Raw genomic sequence first — 17,794 nt, 5'->3', positions numbered from 1 at the left:
CCATTCCTTGTGCAGACCCTTTTAACGGTTGGTTGAATACAGTCTGTCCCGGACGGGGTTTCAGGATGGGTATCGACACCCCTTGAGGGACGGAAACGCAACCAGATGAAGTCGTTATTTCATCAGGCGGAAAGCATTCGCTTCTCGTTGCAGGAGGCTTTCATCGCGCTCTTGCCGTTCGTCGTACTCATGTCGGCGATACGGCTGGTGGACTTCGGCCTGATCTACAGCGGCATCCAGATTCCCTTCCTGACACTCGACACACTCGCCGCCATTGCCCGCATGCTCGACACCGCCGTGCCCGTGATGCTGGCGATTTCGGTGTCCTTCCACCTCTCGATCCTGTTCGGCATCGACCGGGTGACCGGCGCGGGGCTCGCGCTTGCCGTCTTCCTGTTCGACACCTACGGCACGGCCCCCGTCGACGATGCGGCAGCCGCGTCTCTCGCGTCCGTCAACGCGGTGGTCGCACCGCTTCTGTCGCTGCTGATCCTGCGCCTCGCCAACCGCATTCCCCTTCCCCGCGTGACCTATGGCGCGCTGAGCTACAATCTCGCCAACGCGCTGAACATGCTGGTTCCCGCCGTGCTGGCCTTCCTGTCGGCCCTTGTCCTCATGAAGGTGCTGCACATGGCGGGCGATGCGGCCTATGCGTTGTGCGCGCCCCTGTTCCTGGATCTCGGTCAGCAGGCAAGCCTGGCGCTGTTCCTCATCGGATCCCAGCTCATCTGGTTCTTCGGCCTTCACGGGACCAATCTTGCCTATCTCGCGGTCGATCCCTCCTTCGGCACGCTCGGCGTGGCCAACGGGATGACGCGGGACATGTTCATGACCAGTTTCGTGAACCTCGGCGGATCGGGAGGCACGATCTGCCTCGCCCTCGCCGTGCTGGTCTTCGCCCGCAACCAGCATATGCGCACGATTGCCCTGATCGCCCTGCCCTTCACGGTGTTCAACATTTCCGAGGTCCTGGTCTTCGGCCTGCCGCTGGTGTTCAACCTGCGCCTGCTCTTGCCCTTCGTCCTGGTCCCGGTCGTCTTCCAGGTGATCGCCACGACGGTTATCAGTTATATCGGCTTCGTCGCTTTCGCCGAGGAAGTGCCGTGGATCGCTCCGATATTCCTCAATGTCTTCCTGCAGACGGGCCAGGCATGGACCGTGCTGCTGCAGGCAGGTCTCATGATTATCGGAACGGCCATCTATGCCCCCTTCGTGATCCGCTACGCCGAGAGTCGCGGCACCGTCTCCGACAGCTCCTTCCTGAGCGAGGGCGCGGATTTCGACGACCGCATACGCCACCAGCACGGGCGCGCGGTGCAGGACGTCCAGTCCATGCTCCTGCGCAACAGCGAGGCGACCCGCCAGGCCGTGGACTTTGTCCGCGAGAACCAGCTTGCGGTGCACTACCAGCCCAAGATCGACGGGCACACGGGTCGCTGCATCGGCTTCGAGGCCCTGCTGCGGGTCTGGGTGCAGGACAACCACTACGTCGGCCCTTACTTTCTGGAGACCCTGGAGAACGCCGGTTTCGCCCAGCTCATCGATCGCTGGGTCTGCCGTCAGGTGCTCCAGGACCTTCCGAGCATTCAGGCCGCCAACCCGGGCGTCATTCTGGGCGTCAACCTGCACCCCGACACGATCGCCGACCGCAACACGGTCAACTGGCTGATCGAGACCTTCGCGGGCACGCCGGTCTGCTTCGAGATCATCGAGCGCGGGCTGAGGTCCGACCCGGAAATCCCGGCCAATATCGGGCGTCTCGCCGCCTCGGGCCTGAGCATCGCCATCGACGACTTCGGCGCCGGATACTCAAACCTCAACCTGCTTGCCGGCCTGCCGGTGGACACGATCAAATTCGACCGCACACTGCTCCTGAACGCCTCTGAGGACCGCGGACGCATCGTCTACGGGCGGCTTACCAGCCTGTGCCACGACCTCGGCTATCGTGTAATGGCCGAAGGCGTGGAGACCCGCGCCCAGCTTCGCATCGTTCGCGACTGCGGCGTGGATGTCATCCAGGGCTGGTATTTTGCCAAGGCAATGCCGCTCGAGGAAGCGATCTCCTATGCCTCGCGCCCGCGACAGGACGATATCGGGCTCGAAAACAGGGACGTTTCGGCAAGAAGCGCGTCCTGACACGCACCTCTTCCCGCGTCGCCGCATGTCGCGTTGAACAGCGGATAACAAAAGGGCCGCCTCGAGGGCGGCCCTTGTCGTTTGGCAAGGCCTCCTGCTGCCGCAGAAGGCTGACCCGCTGCGCTGTCAGTGCAAGATCTGGCTCAGGAAGAGCTTCGTGCGTTCGTGCTGCGGGTTGGTGAAGAACGCTTCCGGCTCGTTCTGCTCCACGATCTGGCCTGCGTCCATGAAGATCACGCGGTTGGCGACCTGCCGGGCGAACCCCATCTCATGGGTCACGCACAGCATGGTCATGCCCTCCTCGGCGAGCCCGACCATGACGTCGAGCACTTCCTTGATCATTTCCGGATCGAGCGCCGATGTCGGCTCGTCGAAAAGCATGATCTTGGGGGCCATGCACAGCGAGCGGGCAATCGCCACACGCTGCTGCTGACCGCCCGAGAGCTGGCCCGGGTACTTGTTCGCCTGCTCCGGGATCTTCACCCGCTCCAGGTAGTGCATCGCGATTTCCTCGGCCTTGGCCTTGGGCATCTTGCGCACCCAGATCGGCGCGAGCGTGCAGTTCTCCAGAATCGTGAGATGGGGGAACAGGTTGAAGTGCTGGAAGCACATGCCGACCTCGCGGCGGATCTCGTCGATCCGCTTGAGGTCGTCGGTCAGCTCGATGCCGTCCACCGTGATGGAGCCGGCCTGATGCTCCTCAAGGCGGTTGATGCAGCGGATCATCGTCGACTTGCCGGATCCCGAGGGACCGCAGATGACGATGCGCTCGCCACGCATGACCTTGAGGTTGATGTCGCGCAGTACGTGGAAGTCCCCGTACCACTTGTTCATGTTCGAAATCTCGATGGCCACGTCGGTTTCCGACACGATCATCTTGGACCGGTTGACTCCGGCGCTCTGGGTAGCGGTGTCGCTCATGTCAGTTTGGCTCCAGAAATGGATGTCCGTTCGGAAGATCTAGCGCTTGTGCCCCGTATGCAGACGGCGCTCCATGTAGATGGAGTAGCGCGACATGCCGAAGCAGAAGATCCAGAAAACGAAGGCGGCGAAGATGAAGCCCGTCGCCGGCGTGTTCGGAGAGGCCCAGTTCGAGTCGGAGAAGTTGAACTGGACGATGCCCAACAGGTCGAACAGGCCGATGATGAGCACCAGGCTCGTGTCCTTGAACAGGCCAATGAAGGTGTTCACGATGCCCGGGATGACCAGCTTGAGGGCCTGCGGCATGATGATGAGCCGCGTGCCCTGCCAGAAGGAAAGCCCCATCGCGTCAGCGGCCTCGTACTGCCCCTTCGGGATGGCCTGAAGACCGCCGCGCACGACCTCCGCCATATAGGCGGACGCGAACATGGCGACACCGATCAGGGCCCTCAGAAGCTTGTCGAAGTTCACGCCTTCGGGCAGGAACAGCGGCAGCATCACCGAAGACATGAACAGCACGGTGATGAGCGGCACGCCTCGCCAGAACTCGATGAAGATCACCGAGATCATCTTCACGGCCGGCAGCTTCGACCGGCGCCCAAGCGCCAGCAGGATGCCGATCGGGAAAGACGCGACGATACCCACGATGGCAACGACCAGGGTAACCAGAAGGCCGCCCCAGAGCTGTGTTTCCACCGGCTCGAGCCCGAAGTCGAAGGACACGATGACAAACACCACTGCAAGCGCGGCCAATCCCGCGGCCGTTCCCTTGAGCGGCTCGAGAAACGACAGTCCCGCAGAGACGCACACACCGGTCACGACGGCGAGCACAGCCGCCGCGAAGACCGCGAAGCCGATCCAGAAATCCAGCGACAGGTCGACATTGCCGCCGGTCAGCAGGATGAAGCCCGCGATCGGGAACACCACCAGAAGATAGAGAACCGTCTCGCGCTTGAAGGGCACGCGCGGTATTGCCGCGGGAATGAGCCCCGCCAGCAACAGGATGCCCGTCAGGTCGACCCGCCAGCGCTCCTCAAGCGGATAGCGTCCGTACATGAACTGGCCGAACTTCGCCTCCACGAAGGCCCAGCAGGCCCCCGCTCCCGGAACGATGCAGGCTTCACGGCTATCGCCGGTCCACACCGCGTCGATGAACAGCCACTGGATCACCGGCGGCAGGATCAGCGCCAGGATCAGCACACCCAGGACGGTGAGGATCGTGTTGCCGATGCTCGAGAACAGGTTTTCGTGCAGCCAGCCGACAGGACCCGTTCTGGTCACCGGGGGCGGAAGGCTCGGACTCTCGTCCTTGCGCACATAGGCGATGGAGATCTTGCTCATGGCCTTACCTCTCCACCAGCGCCATGCGCGCGTTGTACCAGTTCATGAAGGCCGACGTCGCGAGTGACAGGGTCAGATAGACCAGCATGGTGATGCCGATCACCTCCACCGCCTGCCCCGTCTGGTTGAGCACCGTTCCGGCGAACACGGCCACCAGGTCGGGATAGCCGATGGCAACCGCGAGCGACGAGTTCTTGGTCAGGTTGAGATACTGGCTGGTCAGCGGCGGAATGATGACCCGCATGGCCTGGGGCACGACGACCAGATGCAGCGTGCGCCGAGGCCGCAATCCCAGCGAGAAGGCCGCTTCCGTCTGTCCGTGCGAGACGGCGAGAATGCCGGCCCGCACGATTTCGGCGATGAAGGACGCCGTGTAGAGCGACAGGCCAAGCAGCAGCGCCAGGAACTCCGGATGCACGACCGTGCCGCCGGCGAAGTTGAAGCCCCGGAGTTCGGCGAACTCCAGCGACATGGGAAAGCCCGCCAGCACGAAGGCCAGCAGCGGCAATCCGACGATCAGGCCGAGACCGGCCAGGGAACTGGGAAACTGGCGTCCGGTCGCCGCCTGCCGCTTGCGTGCCCAGCGCACCATGCCGACCGTCCCGGCGATGCCGGCGATCAGCGCCAGGCCGACGAGATTGGATCCGGGTCCCGCCACGACATCCGGCAGGATCAGGCCGCGATTGTTGAGGAACACGCCGGAGACGGGTTCCAGCGATTGGCGTGGCGAGGGAAGGACCGAAAGAACCGCCTTGTACCAGAACAGGAGCTGGAGCAGGAGCGGTATGTTGCGCAACACTTCCACATAGACCGTGGCGAGTTGCCGGATCACGAAGTTCTTCGAAAGACGCGCGATTCCGACGATGAAGCCGATGATCGTCGCCAGCACGATGCCGATGCTCGCCACCACCAGCGTGTTTACGAGACCGACGATGAAGGCCCGGAAATAGGAATTGTCGTTGGTATACGGGACCAGCGTCTGGGAAATGTCGAACCCGGCGCGTTCCGAGAAGAAGCCGAAGCCGGAAGCGATGCCGGCGTTCTGAAGATTTGTTCTCGCGTTATACGCGAAGAAGGCCAGCAGCCCTATGATGGCGACCAGAACGAGCACCTGGAACACGACACCGCGAATCTGCGGATTGTAGAACCAGGATGTAGCCCGACGGCCACCCGGACGCTCGCCGAAGGCGGCGCTCGCAGGAGTCATCTCTGCCAATATCCCCTCGCCCGGATCACGCCCGCTCCGGTGGCATCAACCCCTGCCATCCCGCTCCCCGCACCTGCGGAGCGTTCGGGACGACTGGTTTTCCGCCTCTCGGAAACCAGGCGCTAGCGACCCGTTGTCTGCCCTTTGCCGGCTTGGTTTCGACCCGGTTTTCCAGGTTCGTTGTGCCGGCTTTTTCTTTCAAGGAAGGAGGGTCCGGCGCGCTCCCCGCGCGCCGGACCGAATGACCGTCCGCCCGCTTAGCGGATCGGCGGAGCGTACTGCAGACCGCCCTTGGTCCACAGAGCGTTGATGCCGCGGGCAATGCCGAGCGGGGTGTCGGGACCAACGTTGCGGTCGAACACTTCGCCGTAGTTGCCGACGTGCTTGATGACGCGGTAGGCCCAGTCGTTGCTGAGACCGATGTCCTCGCCGAACTTGCCGTCAACACCCAGCAGACGACGGATGCTCGGGTTCTCCGAGGACTTCATCTCGTCGACGTTCTGCGAGGTCACGCCGAGCTCCTCGGCGTTCACCATGGCGAAGTTGACCCACTTCACGATGTTGAACCACTGGTCGTCGCCCTGACGCACGACCGGACCGAGCGGCTCCTTGGAGATGATCTCCGGCAGAACCATGTGATCGCCCGGGTTCGTGAGCTGCAGGCGGATCGAGTACAGGCCCGAGGCATCCGTCGTGTAGACGTCGCAGCGGTTCGCGTCATAGGCCGCGTTGACCTCGGCGAGCTGCTCGAACACGACCGGCTTGTACTCCATGCCGTTGGCCTTGAAGTAGTCGGTCAGGTTGAGCTCGGTGGTGGTGCCCGTCTGCACGCAGACCGAAGCGCCCGACAGCTCGAGAGCCGACGTCACGCCAAGCGACTTGCGGACCATGAAGCCCTGGCCGTCATAATAGTTCACGCCGGCGAAGTTCAGGCCGAGCGTGGTGTCACGGCTCATGGTCCAGGTGGTGTTGCGCACCAGGATGTCGACCTCGCCCGTCTGCAGAGCGGTAAAACGCTCCTTGGCGGTCAGCGGGGTGAACTTGACGGCCTTTGCGTCGTCGAAGATCGCGGCAGCGACCGCACGGCAGCCGTCAACGTCCAGACCGGTCCATTCGCCGGAATCGTCCGGCGCGGCGAACCCGGCGAGGCCGGTGTTTGTGCCGCACTGCAGGAACCCCTTCGCCTTGACGTCATCAAGCGTAGCCGCCGAGGCGGCCACGGCAGACATGCCGAGCGCCGCGCCAAGCACGATCGGAAGGATTTTTGTCGTCATGGATATGCAGCCTTCTCTGTTGCCCTGTATGTTATTGGGTGTTTGAGAGATCACGCCATCAGGGAGGAGACTGCTGCCAAATCCAATAAAATGCACTGGAAACTCCCCCCAGTGGTGCCCCGGCCATTTTTTATGGTCTACCGTGGGCGCCACCATCGCCATCTCATGAGAGCATTCGATGGCATTTATCGCCTAGGGTCAAGGGGCGACGTAAAGTTAAACGTGATTTGTAAAAATCTGCTCGCCGCCGGGTAATCCGCCCTGTCCCGAAACCTCCCCGCCAAATGTTCCGCGTCAGCGAAAGGTCCTCAATGTCCTCTTCCGAAAAGACTCCCGCCAAGGGACTGGCAACCCGTCTCGCGCACATGGGTCGGTATCCGAAGGAGTTCCACGGCTTCGTCAACCCGCCGGTCGTCCATGCCTCGACCGTGCTGTTTCCCGACACGAAGACAATGCTGAGTGGAGCCCAGACCTATCACTATGCCCGTCGCGGCAACCCGACCACCAACGCGCTCGAGGACGCGGTCGCGGAGCTTGAAGGTGCCCATGGCGCGCACCTCGCTCCCTCGGGCCTCGGCGCGGTCTCGCTTGCCCTGCTGAGCGCGGTCTCCTCCGGCGATCACCTGCTCGTGACGGACAGCGTCTACGGGCCGACCCGCAACCTTGCCGAGAAGATGCTGAAACGCATGGGTGTCGAGGTCGACTACTACGACCCCGCCATCGGCGCCGGCATCGCGGAGCTCTTCAAGCCCAACACCCGCGCCGTCATGACCGAGGCGCCGGGCTCCCTCACCTTCGAGATACAGGACCTCCCGGCGATCGTCGAGGCTGCGCACGCGCGTGACGCGCTCGTGGTCATGGACAACACCTGGGCGACGCCGGTCTATTTCGACGCCATCGGGCACGGGGTGGATCTCTCCGTCCAGGCCGGCACCAAGTATCTCGTCGGCCATTCCGACGCCATGCTCGGCACGGTCGCGGCCAGCGAGCGGGCATGGGAGCGCCTCGACGAAACCTATGGCGCGCTGGGAATGCATGTCGCACCCGACGACGTCTACCTCGGCCTGCGCGGACTGCGCACCCTGAAGGTTCGCCTCGAGCGTCACATGGAAAGCGGTCTGGAAATCGCCCGCTGGCTGGAAGGCCGGCCTGAGGTATCCCGCGTACGGCATCCCGGCCTCGAGAACGATCCCGGCCACGCCCTTTGGGCGCGTGACTTCACCGGAGCGAGCGGCCTCTTCGCCTTCGACTTCACCGACGATGTCACCTTCGAGCAGTCCTGCGCCTTCCTCGACGCCCTGGAGCTCTTCGGTCTCGGCTATTCCTGGGGCGGTTTCGAAAGCCTGGCCATCCCGGTGCGGCTGAAGGGCGCGCGCACGGCAACGCCCGTGCCCGGGAACGCGAGCATCCGCCTGCACATCGGCCTCGAGGACACGGCCGATATCCGCGCCGACCTCGAGGCGAGCTTCGCCGCCCTCAGGGGATAAGGATACGGCGCGGTCTCACAGGGTGGGATCGCGCCGCTTTTCCCTGAAGATCAGCCAGATGTTGCGGAAATAGATCAGCAGGCCGAGCCCCTGCCCCGCGATGAAGACCGGGTCGCCGGCCTGGATCGCATAGACGAAGAGCAGGCTGCCGCCGGCCACGGAGAAGAACCAGAAGGCAACCGGCACGATGGAGCGTCCCACCCGCTCCGAGGCAATCCACTGGACCACAAAACGCATCATGAACATGCCCTGGGCGACGAAGCCCAGCAGCACCCAGGCGTCGAAACGCTGGACGAACACCAGATGCAGCCAGTCGAGAAGCTGGTCGAACACGCGAACTTACTCCTTCACGGGCGCCGCACCCGCGGCCTGCCCGTTTCCTGAAACCGTCCCTGCCGAAGCTTCTCCCACGAAGCCCGCGACGCGGCTGACCTGCGGCACCCGCTTGCGCCGGCGCCGGAGCCACCACACGCCGAAGAGATCGAGCGCACCGACGAGCGCACGGTCGAAGATGCCGTATTTCGAGGTTCCGTGACGGCGGTGCCGGTCGACGATGTCGACATGGGTGACCCCATAGCCCTCGCGCAGCACCAGCGCCGGCAGGAAGCGATGCCAGCTGTCGAAATAGGGAAGCTGAAGGAAGACCTCGCGGCGGATCGCCTTCAACCCGCAGCCCGAGTCGCGCGTCTGGTCCTTCAGCAGCGCCCCTCTCAGACGGTTGGCAAGCCTGGAAGCGATGCGTTTCGCCCGGCTGGCCTTGCGCCCGACACGCTGCCCGGCGGCAAGGGCTACGCCCGGACCGGCGTTCTCCAGCGCCTCCACAAGCGCCGGAATATAGGCCGGGTCGTTCTCGCCGTCGCCATCGATGGTGACGACAATGCCGCCGCGTGCATGACGCAGCCCGGTCCTCACCGACGCGCTCTGCCCGCAGGCAACCGCGTGGCGCAATCCGCGGAGGTGCGGCATCCGGCCGGAAAGCTCCGCCAGCATCTGCGAAGTCCCGTCATCCGAACCATCGTCAACCACAAGGATCTCGAACGTCCGTCCCGACAGCGCGGCGGAGATCTCGTCGACAAGAACGGGGAGATTGTCCCGCTCGTCCTTTGCGGGCACAACGACGGAAATGTCCGGCGCGGCGGAATTCAGGCTTGCGCTCATCGCGCGGTCTCCCTCGCGGGGACATCGCCCCTCTTCGTCAGCGGGCGGGCGCCGGTCATGGCGCGCCACAGTGCGCGCGCGGAGGCGCGAAAGCTCACGCGCCCCATCAGCGGACACACCGACCCGCTCTCGTCATAGACGAACCCGAGCCGGCGCTGCGCGAGCCAGCGCGCGATCACCACGCCGACGCTCATGCCGAGCAGCGTGCCGGCGATCACGTCGCTGGGATAGTGCGCACCGACCATGATGCGGCTGAAGGCGATCCAGAACGCGGACACCGCGATCAGCCAGCGGTAGCTGGGGAACAGGATCGCGAGCGCGGTCGCCAGCGCCGCGATGGTGGTCGAGTGACCGGAGGGGAAGCTCGTGTAGGCGCCCTTGAACGACATGAAGTCGAAATGGACGGGCCCGACTTCCTGGTAGAGCTTCGGCCGGGCGCGCCCCAGCACCCACTTGAGCAGCAGCACGATGGCACCGCTCGTCGCAACCACGGTGAAAACGAAGGCGGAATAGGTCCAGATGGCGCCGAGCGCCATGCGCGCGCGAAAGGCGAGCCGGTCCCAGTCCAGCGCCAGCGTCAGCAGGCAGTAGAGCCCCGTGGTCCAGAGGATCCAGTGCCCCTTGCCAAGATCGGTGATCGCGGCGAAGGCGTTGCGGTACTCGCCCGGGAGCGAGCGCAGCCAGGGATAGGTCGGAATATCGAGCACGATCACGGCGACACCGACGGTCAGAAGCAGCACCGCCAGAATGTCCTGCGGCCGGTGACCGGGCCGCAGCGGCGGACGCTCGCGCGCCACACGCTGCTCGCGGACGCGTATGGCCTCGCGGATGCGTACAGCGTTGCGGCGGGCGAGGCGCCAGCGCGCGGCAAGGCCGCCGGCATTGTCCGGCGCAGGCGAGGCATTGGTCTGGTCGTCGCTCATCGGGTCATGTCCGTGGCTCGGTAAAGGCCGAAATCGAGATCGTCGCCGCCATTGATGTTGAGGCCGGTGACGCGCTGCGTGCTCGCGGGCAGCTCATGCCCTGCCTCGGCAAGTGCGGCGAGGAAAGCGGCTTCCTCGCGCCCCTCCACCACGGCGACACGGCATGCGCCATCGGCCTCGAGCAGGAAGCTCGCGGCGCCCTGCGGCGACGACGGCAGCGTGTCCGTTCCCTGCAGGAAGATGTAGCTCGGCTCGTTGAAGCCCACGTTCGCGACCTGCGGATCGGGACAGCCCGCATAGCCGTTGACGGCATCGGCGAGACGCGGACTGATCCAGATCGGGCTGAGCGCGGGCATGGTGAAGGCCCAGGTGGCGATCACCAGCAGCACGCCGGCGCCAAGCGCGGGCGCAAGAGCCTCGCCGGCGGCGCCACGCGCCATGCGGCGCATCGCCGCGAACGCCGGCACCAGCGCGAAGACCGCGATCAGCGCGCCGGGGGGCGACGGCCAGACACCAAGCACCACGGGCACAACGAGGTTCGCCGCGGCGACCGCGACGGCGGGTACGACAAGAAGGGCCGCGGCCGCGATGCGCCAGCCGCGTGACGGCGGCGCCTTGGCATCCGTCAGAAGCACGGCGGCGGCAATCGCAAGCCCGGGCAGAAGCGGCAAGGTGTAGTGAGGCAGCTTGGTCGCGGTGAGTTCGAACACCACCCAGGTCGGGGCGACCCAGCACAGGGTGAACAGCATCGCCGGCGTCCGGAGCGCGCGCGCGGCAAAGGGCAGCGCGAGAACGACGAAAGCCGGCAGCGGCCAGAACGTGCCAAGCGCGGCCGCCAGATGGGTCAGCGGCGGCGCGCCGTGGCTTTCCTGCCCCGTCGCGACCTTCCCCAGAAGATCCTTGCCGACCGCCTCGGCAAAGAACGCGCCGTTGGTCTGGTTGTGTATGGCGATGAACCAGGGAGCGACCAGAGCCACGAAGCCGATGAGGCCGGCGAGAGGATAAAGCCGCTTGAGCCAGGCAATCTCGCGGGTGGCCGCGCACAGGGCGACGATCGTCAGGCCGACGACCATCGGGCCGACCGGCCCCTTCACCAGCACGCTGACGGCAAGGGCAATCCAGAACAACGCCGCAAGGCCGTAGCGCCGGGAACGCGAGACCGGTGGCGCATGGCGAGCCAGCCAGATGCGGGCAAGCGCGCCGATCATCGCCAGAATGGAGGCGAGCAGAACGGCGTCTGTCTTGGCCAGACGGGCCTCCACACCCAGTATGAGCGTCGCGGCCGTCAGCGCTCCCGCCATGAAGGCGGCAGCCGGACCCGCGAAGGCCCTCGCGCACCAATAGGTCAGCAGAACCGCAAGAACCGCACCGGCCTGAGACGGTATGCGGTAGATCCAGATCGGAGCACCCGCCCCCAGGCCACTCGCCTCGACGACGGCCGACTGAAGCCAGTAGATTCCCACCGGCTTCTTGTGGCGGGCCTGATCCTGAAAGCGGATGTCGATGAAGTCGCCGCTTTCCACCATCTGCTTGGTGGCCTGGGTGTAGCGCGGCTCGTCCCGGTCGAGCGGGGGAACCTGCATCACGCCGGGAGAAAGAAAGAGAACCGCAAGCACCAGAAGCGCGAGCGGGGCCAGCACGCGATGGCCGAAGAGACGCGCCAGCCAGCCCTGTCCCGGGCGTGGGCCCGGTTCGCCAATCTCGTGCGCTGCCGTGTCGCTCATTGTCGCTTGCCTGCTTCTGCGCCGCCCCCCGATGGCGCACCCGTTCGCGGCCTCGCCCTTCGGGCGCGCCGACCTCGCGCTTCCTACATGAGCGCGCGCGAAAGGGAAACCGTTGGAACGCTCCAATACCAGCCATGCGCGGCCGTTGCGGCATGATCGCACGCCAAGCGTGACCGGAACCACACGCTCAACACCCCCAAGACTTCAACATGACACGCTTTTCCGATAACGAACGGAACGGCCCCTTTTCGCTAGAAGCGCCGGGATTCGCCTGCAAAGCCAGTGCGCGGCCGGCCCTGGAGACCATCCATATGACCGTGATTGCCCATGTCACCGACCTGCACCTGCGCCCGCGCGGCCTTGCCTGCTACAGGGTGAGCGAAACCAACATGCTGGCCGGGCGCGCCATCGACGCACTCAACGCACTGACGCCCCAGCCCGATGCGATCGTCATCACGGGCGATCTCGCCGATACACCGAACGAGGTCGAATACGCCGGCGTCCAGCGCCTCGTGAATCGGTTGAAGGCTCCCGTCTATGTGATTCCGGGAAATCACGATTCCTCCGCGCTCATGCGCGAGACGCTGACCGGGGTCGGACCGATCAACGAGGGAAGCGCCGACAAGATCCATTATGCCGTCACCATCGGCGACGTGCGTCTCGTCGCGCTGGACACGTCCGTGGCGGGCGTTCCCTACGGAACCCTTGGCGAGGCACAGCTCGCGTGGCTCGACGCCACCCTCTCCGAATCCGACATGCCGACGCTCGTCGCCATGCACCACCCCCCCGCGACCACCGGCATCCGCCACATGGATGGAATCGGACTGACCGACACCGCCGGATTCGCCGAAGTGATCGCCCGCCACTCGAATGTCGAGCGCGTCATGTGCGGCCACGTGCATCGCACCATCATCACCTCGGTCGCGGGAACGGTGATGACCCTGGCCCCCAGCACGGCACATCAGGTCAAGCTCGACCTCTCCGACGGAGACGACGGCGAATTCATCATGGAGCCCCCCGCGTTCTTCCTGCACACGCATGATGCGGGCGCGGGTGTCGTCAGCCATCTCGCCTATGTGGAAGCCCACCCGGGGCCCTTCCCCTTCTACACGGACGAAGGCGTTTCCTGGTAACCGCGCCAGCCTGACCCGGGCGTTTCATTGAACGGATGGCCAGTTTGGCACGCACTCGCGCGTGTCGGACCGGCCGTTCGAACTATTCCGAAAGCACCGCCCTTCAGGCACGCTGTACTGTTTCGAGGGCCAGCGCGCACCGCTGCGGAAATTTCCGGCGCGCCTCAAGTCGATCTCATTCGACCCAGGAGAAACCTGTCCGAAAACCGTACGTCGACGCAGGTCTCCCCTCGATTAAACTTATTGCGTTTATTTTCCCGATAGAAACAACCTCCTGTTCCTTCGCGCATTCCTGTGCCAGACTGATTCATGTGACGTGCCACGTCAGCGCATGAAACATCTTTTCGAGCGAACCAACACGAGCGACGGAAACCAACCGTTGACTGTCAAGCGCGCGAACAATTCCACGGCCCCGAAATCCCCGGCCGCCAACAGTTCGGCCGATGTCTGGATCGACACGGATGGCGAAGCGGTCATCCTGTTCGACAACACCCTGCCCTTTTCGGTGCTGAGGCTGTCGAGTGGTGAAGACGGTCTTCGCGTCGAGGACATCAGCGCCAACTGCAGGAGCGTTTGGGGCATCCCGCGGGATGCGGTCGGCGGTGCTTTCGACAGACTGCGTGAGCGCATTCATCCCCAGGATCTTCCACGGGTGGACGGGATCCTCGCCTGGGCAATCGAAAAGCGGTGCGAATGGAGCGCCACCTTTCGCATCCTTCACGACAATGCGGATGAACACTGGGTTGTCGCGCGCGGCCTGACCGGTCTGGACCGAAACGCCGAGACCTGGATCGTGATGGTCACCGACATCAATGCCCAGATTTCGGCGTTCGCCTCACTGCGTGAGAGCGAGATGAAGCTCCGCGCCCTCGCCGAGAGCATTCCAGGCGCCGCCTTTCATAGTCAAACCGACACGAGCGGCCGCGAGACAGTGAATTTCCTGAGCGCGGCCTGCCAGGAGATCTGGGAGCACTCGGCGGAAGAAATCCGACGCGATCCGGGCCTCGCCTGGCGCCAGATCCATCCCCAGGACGTTTCCGGCCTGAAAGCCTCCCTGAAACAGGCCAACGAAAGCCTCGAACCCTGGTTCCATCAATGGCGCATTCTCACGCCATCGGGCCGGACAAAATGGCTCGAGGGGCGCGGACGCCCGGAGCGCCGGCCCGACGGCACAACCGTATGGAGCGGGCTGGTGCTCGATGTGTCCGAGCAACGCCGTCAGGAGCGCGAGCTGCGACGGCTGGCCGAGCATGACGACCTGACCGGCCTGGCCAACCGCATGGTGCTGAACAGGCGGCTCGATGACGAGATCGCCCTGCATCGGGACGACGGGGGCCAGGGCGCTCTCCTCGTTTTCGACATCGACGGCTTCAACGAAATCAACGACGTTCTTGGCCACGGCGCGGGCGATACCTACCTGCGCACCTTCGCCGAGCGCCTGCTTGCCCTCGCGACTCCGGAAGATCTCGCCGCGCGACTTGGCGGCGACGAGTTCGCGTTGTTGCTCTCCGGAATGGAATCGGAAGCCGAACTCGGTGCGGCAATGACACGCTTTTCCGAGCGGCTCGACCAGGACATCCGTGTGAAGGGAACCACGGTCACCTGCAGCGTCTCCATCGGCGGCGTGCTGTTCCCCCGCGACGGAGCCACGGCCGAAGAGGCGATGAGGCACGCCAACATCGCCCTGTCGGAAGCCCGCAACAGCTCACCGCGCGCACGGGCCGTCTACGCACCCGACATGACGCGGTTTCGCGATCGTCGCTCCACCCTCGCCGGCTCCCTGCGCGCGGAACTGGCGCGTGACGGACTGGACATCGCCTTCCAGCCCATCGTGACCACGGGCAATGGCAGCCACTCGGGCTTTGAGGCCCTGGCGCGCTGGACCCTCGACGGCCGACCGGTCTCCCCGGCGGAGTTCATCCCTCTCGCCGACGAAACGGGCCTTGCCGTTCCGCTTGGAACGCTGCTGCTGCGCAAGGCGCTGAAGCGGGCGGCGGACCTACGGGCGGCGGGCCATCCCCCTGGCGTCATCTCGGTGAACGTCTCGGCCGCGCAGATTCGCGACCCGGATTTCTTCCGTATCGTGGAAAAGCTCATCGCCGAATTCAGCCATCCGCCCGAAGCTCTCGAGATCGAGGTGACGGAAACCGTGATTCTGGGACGCTGGGCCGAGCAGATCGCCGCGACGCTGCGCCGCCTGCGCCAGCGCGGCGTGCGCGTCGCGCTCGATGATTTCGGCACGGGATACGCTTCGCTCGTTCACCTGAAGCAGATCCGCGTCGACCGTCTCAAGATCGACCGCTCCTTCATCAGCAATGTCGATGCCGACCCCGGAGACGCAGCCATCGTCAAGGCGATCCTGGGACTTGCCGAGGCGCTCGGGCTGGAGGTGGTTGCCGAAGGCGTGGAAACATCCGAGCAGCTTGCATTTCTGCGCGATCACGGCTGCGTGCTGGCCCAGGGATATCTGTTCGGCCGCCCGACCCCGAACGAACACGAACTGCTGGACTATCTGCGCTCCCCGCCGCAGGCGTGAACGCAGCGGGCGAAACAGAAAAACGCGCGGTCAAATGCCCCGCGTCACAGGCGATGAAATTCGCCTAACCCCTTGAAAAGAATGGCGACCCCGGCAGGACTCGAACCTGCGACCATCGGCTTAGAAGGCCGGTGCTCTATCCGGCTGAGCTACGGGGCCGTTTCGGCGCGAGACCGTGTCCGGTGGCGGGCTGGTGAAAATGTCCCGCCGCACGTTTGCCGGTCAATGAGTCCAGGGCATGAACCGGTCGTGCCGGAAATTGTCCGAATAGGCGATCTTCGGCACACGGCGTTCGTTCTGGGTCTCAACCCTGTAGGCAATGCCGTTGCGCTCGGCATAGGCGACGGCCTCTTCCCTTGTCGCGAAGCGCAGGCGGATCTGCTGCTTCATGTCACTGGAGGAGGTATAGCCCATCAGCGGCTCGATCGAGCGGGGAGCTTCGGGCACATACTCGAGCACCCAGTCATGGGTCTTGCCACGCCCCGACTGCGTCGCCGTCTTTGCCGGTGAGTAGATACGTGCAACCATGCCTGTCCCTCTCCTTGACCCTTGGCCGACGCCATGAATTCCTGTCGCGCGCATGCAGGCACCTGCGCGGCGCACCCCGGTTTATTCCTTCGATACGCGTCCGGTGTCAACTCTCTTGCCGTCCCGCTCGCCCCCTGCGGTTCGCGCGGCAAAGTCGAGATCCCGCACGGCCTCGAGCTCCGCTCCAAAAAGGAAGAGGAGCACCGCAGCATAGACCCATAACAGGAAGCCGAACGCGACCGCCAGCGTCGCATGGGTGGCCGAGTAGTCGGACGAATCCGAAACGAACCAGGCCAGCAGGACAGATGCCGCCAGCCACGCACCGGCAAACAGAAGTGCTCCCTCCAGACCGCCCCCCGGACGCTTGCAGGAGCGGTTCGGTCCGAGCCTGTAAAGGGCCATCGCGTCCGCGAACATGACCATGAAGAACAGCAATGACGCGGCAAGGCGCATCACGAAAGCCTTCACGCCAGCAACGCCCAGCCCCTTCAGGATCAGGGGAAGCCCAACGATGACACCGCCAGCGAGGAACATCAGTAGCAATCCTCCAGCGGAAATGGAAAAGCCGAGGGCAAAAAGCCGCGACTTCGGCCTGGTTTCCTCCACCTCGTTGACGGTGTTCAAAACCTTGAGCAGGGACCGTACGGCGGCGTTTCCGCTCCAAAGCGCCAAGGCCACGGACATGAAGAAGGCCACCGTCAGCCAGCCACGGTCGGCGCCTGCCAGATCGCGCATCTCGTCGCCCAGCAGGCGAAGCATGGCCGGCGGTACGTGAAAGGAGAGCCACCGCAGTTGATCCCCGAGCCTTGCGGGATCCGCGAGCAGGCCATAAAGCGCGGCAAGGGCTCCCAGTCCCGGCAGGACGCCACGCACGACAAAGAACGTCACGCCCGCCGAAAGCATTGTTGCGTCATGCCTGCCCATGCGCGAACGCACGCGCGCAAAAAGCACCCGCACTCCCGATGCACCCGGATCTTGCGAATCTTCTGCCTTCACCCCAGCCCCTCTGACGATGTCCGCGCGACATTTCGGAGGCCGTGACCGCCCCCGCACCTTCAATGCCACAAAAGAGCAAAGCCAAGGTTACGGCGAAGACAGCACGAAACGCGCCGGAGGCCGGAAACCTGCAAGGAGTCAGGAGATCTTGGGAGAATGTCCGGTAAATGGTCGGGGCAGCAAGATTCGAACTTGCGACCCTCTGCTCCCAAAGCAGATGCGCTACCAGGCTGCGCTATACCCCGACGACTGGATTTCTGCGGTTTATCCGGCATCGGCCATGTCAGTCAAGCAGGAACGAACAGGGAATTTGGGGGCCAATTCGGCATGCCGGGGCAATGGAGTCCCGGAATAGTCCCGGAATCCGGGGCGCGGAAATCTCATCTTGTTCCGTACCATTGACGCCTTTGTGTGCTCAGATGGTTCCAGC

The 17,794-nt window shown here is 64.4% G+C and carries 14 protein-coding genes and 2 tRNA genes; 4 read left to right on the top strand and 12 right to left on the bottom strand.

Annotated elements, in window-relative coordinates; all coding sequences use genetic code 11:
* Positions 1-105: 105 nt before the first annotated feature.
* Entirely contained in the window at positions 106-2,136 is a 2,031-nt protein-coding gene (locus tag ACYX4S_RS07010; RefSeq protein ID WP_476362370.1) for an EAL domain-containing protein, read from the top strand.
* 126 nt (positions 2,137-2,262) lie between these two features.
* Here ACYX4S_RS07010 and ACYX4S_RS07005 read toward each other — a convergent pair whose 3' ends face one another.
* The 4 genes from ACYX4S_RS07005 to ACYX4S_RS06990 all read right to left on the bottom strand — a co-directional run bounded on the left by ACYX4S_RS07005 (position 2,263) and on the right by ACYX4S_RS06990 (position 6,879).
* Positions 2,263-3,057, bottom strand: coding sequence for an amino acid ABC transporter ATP-binding protein (locus tag ACYX4S_RS07005; RefSeq protein ID WP_293717365.1), 795 nt, complete (start codon positions 3,055-3,057; stop codon positions 2,263-2,265).
* Positions 3,058-3,096: 39 nt separating this feature from the next.
* Positions 3,097-4,398, bottom strand: a complete 1,302-nt coding sequence (locus tag ACYX4S_RS07000; protein WP_476362369.1) for an amino acid ABC transporter permease — start codon at positions 4,396-4,398, stop codon at positions 3,097-3,099.
* Positions 4,399-4,402: 4 nt separating this feature from the next.
* Positions 4,403-5,605: an amino acid ABC transporter permease gene (locus ACYX4S_RS06995; RefSeq protein ID WP_476362368.1), complete on the bottom strand. Its 1,203-nt coding sequence runs from the start codon at positions 5,603-5,605 to the stop codon at positions 4,403-4,405.
* Between the two features lie 257 nt (positions 5,606-5,862).
* Positions 5,863-6,879, bottom strand: coding sequence for an amino acid ABC transporter substrate-binding protein (locus tag ACYX4S_RS06990; RefSeq protein ID WP_476362367.1), 1,017 nt, complete (start codon positions 6,877-6,879; stop codon positions 5,863-5,865).
* A 311-nt stretch (positions 6,880-7,190) separates the two neighbouring features.
* Between ACYX4S_RS06990 and metC the strand changes: the two genes are divergently transcribed.
* On the top strand, positions 7,191-8,366 hold the full coding sequence (metC, locus tag ACYX4S_RS06985; protein ID WP_476362366.1) for a cystathionine beta-lyase: 1,176 nt from the start codon (positions 7,191-7,193) through the stop codon (positions 8,364-8,366).
* A gap of 15 nt (positions 8,367-8,381) precedes the next feature.
* On the opposite strand, the gene ACYX4S_RS06980 is transcribed toward metC, so the two are convergent.
* From ACYX4S_RS06980 to ACYX4S_RS06965, 4 genes are read right to left on the bottom strand one after another with little or no spacing between them, the layout of a single operon-like run.
* Entirely contained in the window at positions 8,382-8,699 is a 318-nt protein-coding gene (locus ACYX4S_RS06980; RefSeq protein WP_293717370.1) for a lipid-A-disaccharide synthase N-terminal domain-containing protein, read from the bottom strand.
* A gap of 6 nt (positions 8,700-8,705) precedes the next feature.
* Entirely contained in the window at positions 8,706-9,524 is an 819-nt protein-coding gene (locus ACYX4S_RS06975) for a glycosyltransferase family 2 protein (RefSeq protein WP_476362365.1), read from the bottom strand.
* A complete protein-coding gene (locus ACYX4S_RS06970) occupies positions 9,521-10,447 on the bottom strand; it encodes a phosphatase PAP2 family protein (protein WP_476362364.1) in 927 nt (308 codons plus the stop codon). Before ACYX4S_RS06970 ends, ACYX4S_RS06975 begins: the two co-directional genes overlap by 4 nt.
* Positions 10,444-12,171 (bottom strand): ArnT family glycosyltransferase, encoded by a 1,728-nt coding sequence (locus ACYX4S_RS06965; RefSeq protein ID WP_476362363.1) that lies wholly within the window; start codon positions 12,169-12,171, stop codon positions 10,444-10,446. Before ACYX4S_RS06965 ends, ACYX4S_RS06970 begins: the two co-directional genes overlap by 4 nt.
* Positions 12,172-12,482: 311 nt before the next feature.
* Here ACYX4S_RS06965 and ACYX4S_RS06960 point away from each other — a divergent pair, with 311 nt between their 5' ends.
* Positions 12,483-13,304 carry a phosphodiesterase gene (locus tag ACYX4S_RS06960; RefSeq protein ID WP_476362362.1) on the top strand — a complete coding sequence of 274 codons (822 nt, stop codon included), beginning with the start codon at positions 12,483-12,485 and terminating at the stop codon, positions 13,302-13,304.
* 379 nt (positions 13,305-13,683) lie between these two features.
* Positions 13,684-15,840: a putative bifunctional diguanylate cyclase/phosphodiesterase gene (locus ACYX4S_RS06955; RefSeq protein WP_476362361.1), complete on the top strand. Its 2,157-nt coding sequence runs from the start codon at positions 13,684-13,686 to the stop codon at positions 15,838-15,840.
* Positions 15,841-15,922: 82 nt separating this feature from the next.
* Here the strand turns inward: ACYX4S_RS06955 and ACYX4S_RS06950 are convergent.
* From ACYX4S_RS06950 to ACYX4S_RS06935, 4 genes are all read right to left on the bottom strand, one after another.
* A tRNA-Arg gene (locus ACYX4S_RS06950) sits at positions 15,923-15,999 on the bottom strand.
* Between the two features lie 63 nt (positions 16,000-16,062).
* Positions 16,063-16,368 carry an ETC complex I subunit gene (locus ACYX4S_RS06945; RefSeq protein ID WP_293717376.1) on the bottom strand — a complete coding sequence of 102 codons (306 nt, stop codon included), beginning with the start codon at positions 16,366-16,368 and terminating at the stop codon, positions 16,063-16,065.
* 81 nt (positions 16,369-16,449) lie between these two features.
* The gene (locus ACYX4S_RS06940) at positions 16,450-17,292 is read right to left on the bottom strand and encodes a YihY/virulence factor BrkB family protein (RefSeq protein WP_476362829.1); all 843 of its coding nucleotides are present in this window, start codon (positions 17,290-17,292) and stop codon (positions 16,450-16,452) included.
* A gap of 240 nt (positions 17,293-17,532) precedes the next feature.
* Positions 17,533-17,609 (bottom strand) — tRNA-Pro (locus ACYX4S_RS06935).
* Positions 17,610-17,794 lie beyond the last annotated feature (185 nt).

The organism is Stappia sp. ABD4_338 (genome assembly GCF_056312175.1).
Note: the sequence above shows the minus strand (reverse complement) of the source record. Positions and strands in the feature narration are given on the sequence as shown.

Bases quoted from the DNA above. Each gene is read 5' to 3' on its own strand.
- ACYX4S_RS06975 (WP_476362365.1), bottom strand. From the start codon at position 9,524: ATGAGCGCAAGCCTGAATTCCGCCGCGCCGGACATTTCCGTCGTTGTG.
- ACYX4S_RS06995 (WP_476362368.1), bottom strand. From the start codon at position 5,605: ATGACTCCTGCGAGCGCCGCCTTCGGCGAGCGTCCGGGTGGCCGTCGG.
- ACYX4S_RS06965 (WP_476362363.1), bottom strand. From the start codon at position 12,171: ATGAGCGACACGGCAGCGCACGAGATTGGCGAACCGGGCCCACGCCCG.
- ACYX4S_RS06960 (WP_476362362.1), top strand. From the start codon at position 12,483: ATGACCGTGATTGCCCATGTCACCGACCTGCACCTGCGCCCGCGCGGC.
- ACYX4S_RS07000 (WP_476362369.1), bottom strand. From the start codon at position 4,398: ATGAGCAAGATCTCCATCGCCTATGTGCGCAAGGACGAGAGTCCGAGC.
- ACYX4S_RS06945 (WP_293717376.1), bottom strand. From the start codon at position 16,368: ATGGTTGCACGTATCTACTCACCGGCAAAGACGGCGACGCAGTCGGGG.
- ACYX4S_RS06990 (WP_476362367.1), bottom strand. From the start codon at position 6,879: ATGACGACAAAAATCCTTCCGATCGTGCTTGGCGCGGCGCTCGGCATG.
- metC (WP_476362366.1), top strand. From the start codon at position 7,191: ATGTCCTCTTCCGAAAAGACTCCCGCCAAGGGACTGGCAACCCGTCTC.
- ACYX4S_RS06970 (WP_476362364.1), bottom strand. From the start codon at position 10,447: ATGAGCGACGACCAGACCAATGCCTCGCCTGCGCCGGACAATGCCGGC.
- ACYX4S_RS06940 (WP_476362829.1), bottom strand. From the start codon at position 17,292: ATGGGCAGGCATGACGCAACAATGCTTTCGGCGGGCGTGACGTTCTTT.
- ACYX4S_RS07005 (WP_293717365.1), bottom strand. From the start codon at position 3,057: ATGAGCGACACCGCTACCCAGAGCGCCGGAGTCAACCGGTCCAAGATG.
- ACYX4S_RS07010 (WP_476362370.1), top strand. From the start codon at position 106: ATGAAGTCGTTATTTCATCAGGCGGAAAGCATTCGCTTCTCGTTGCAG.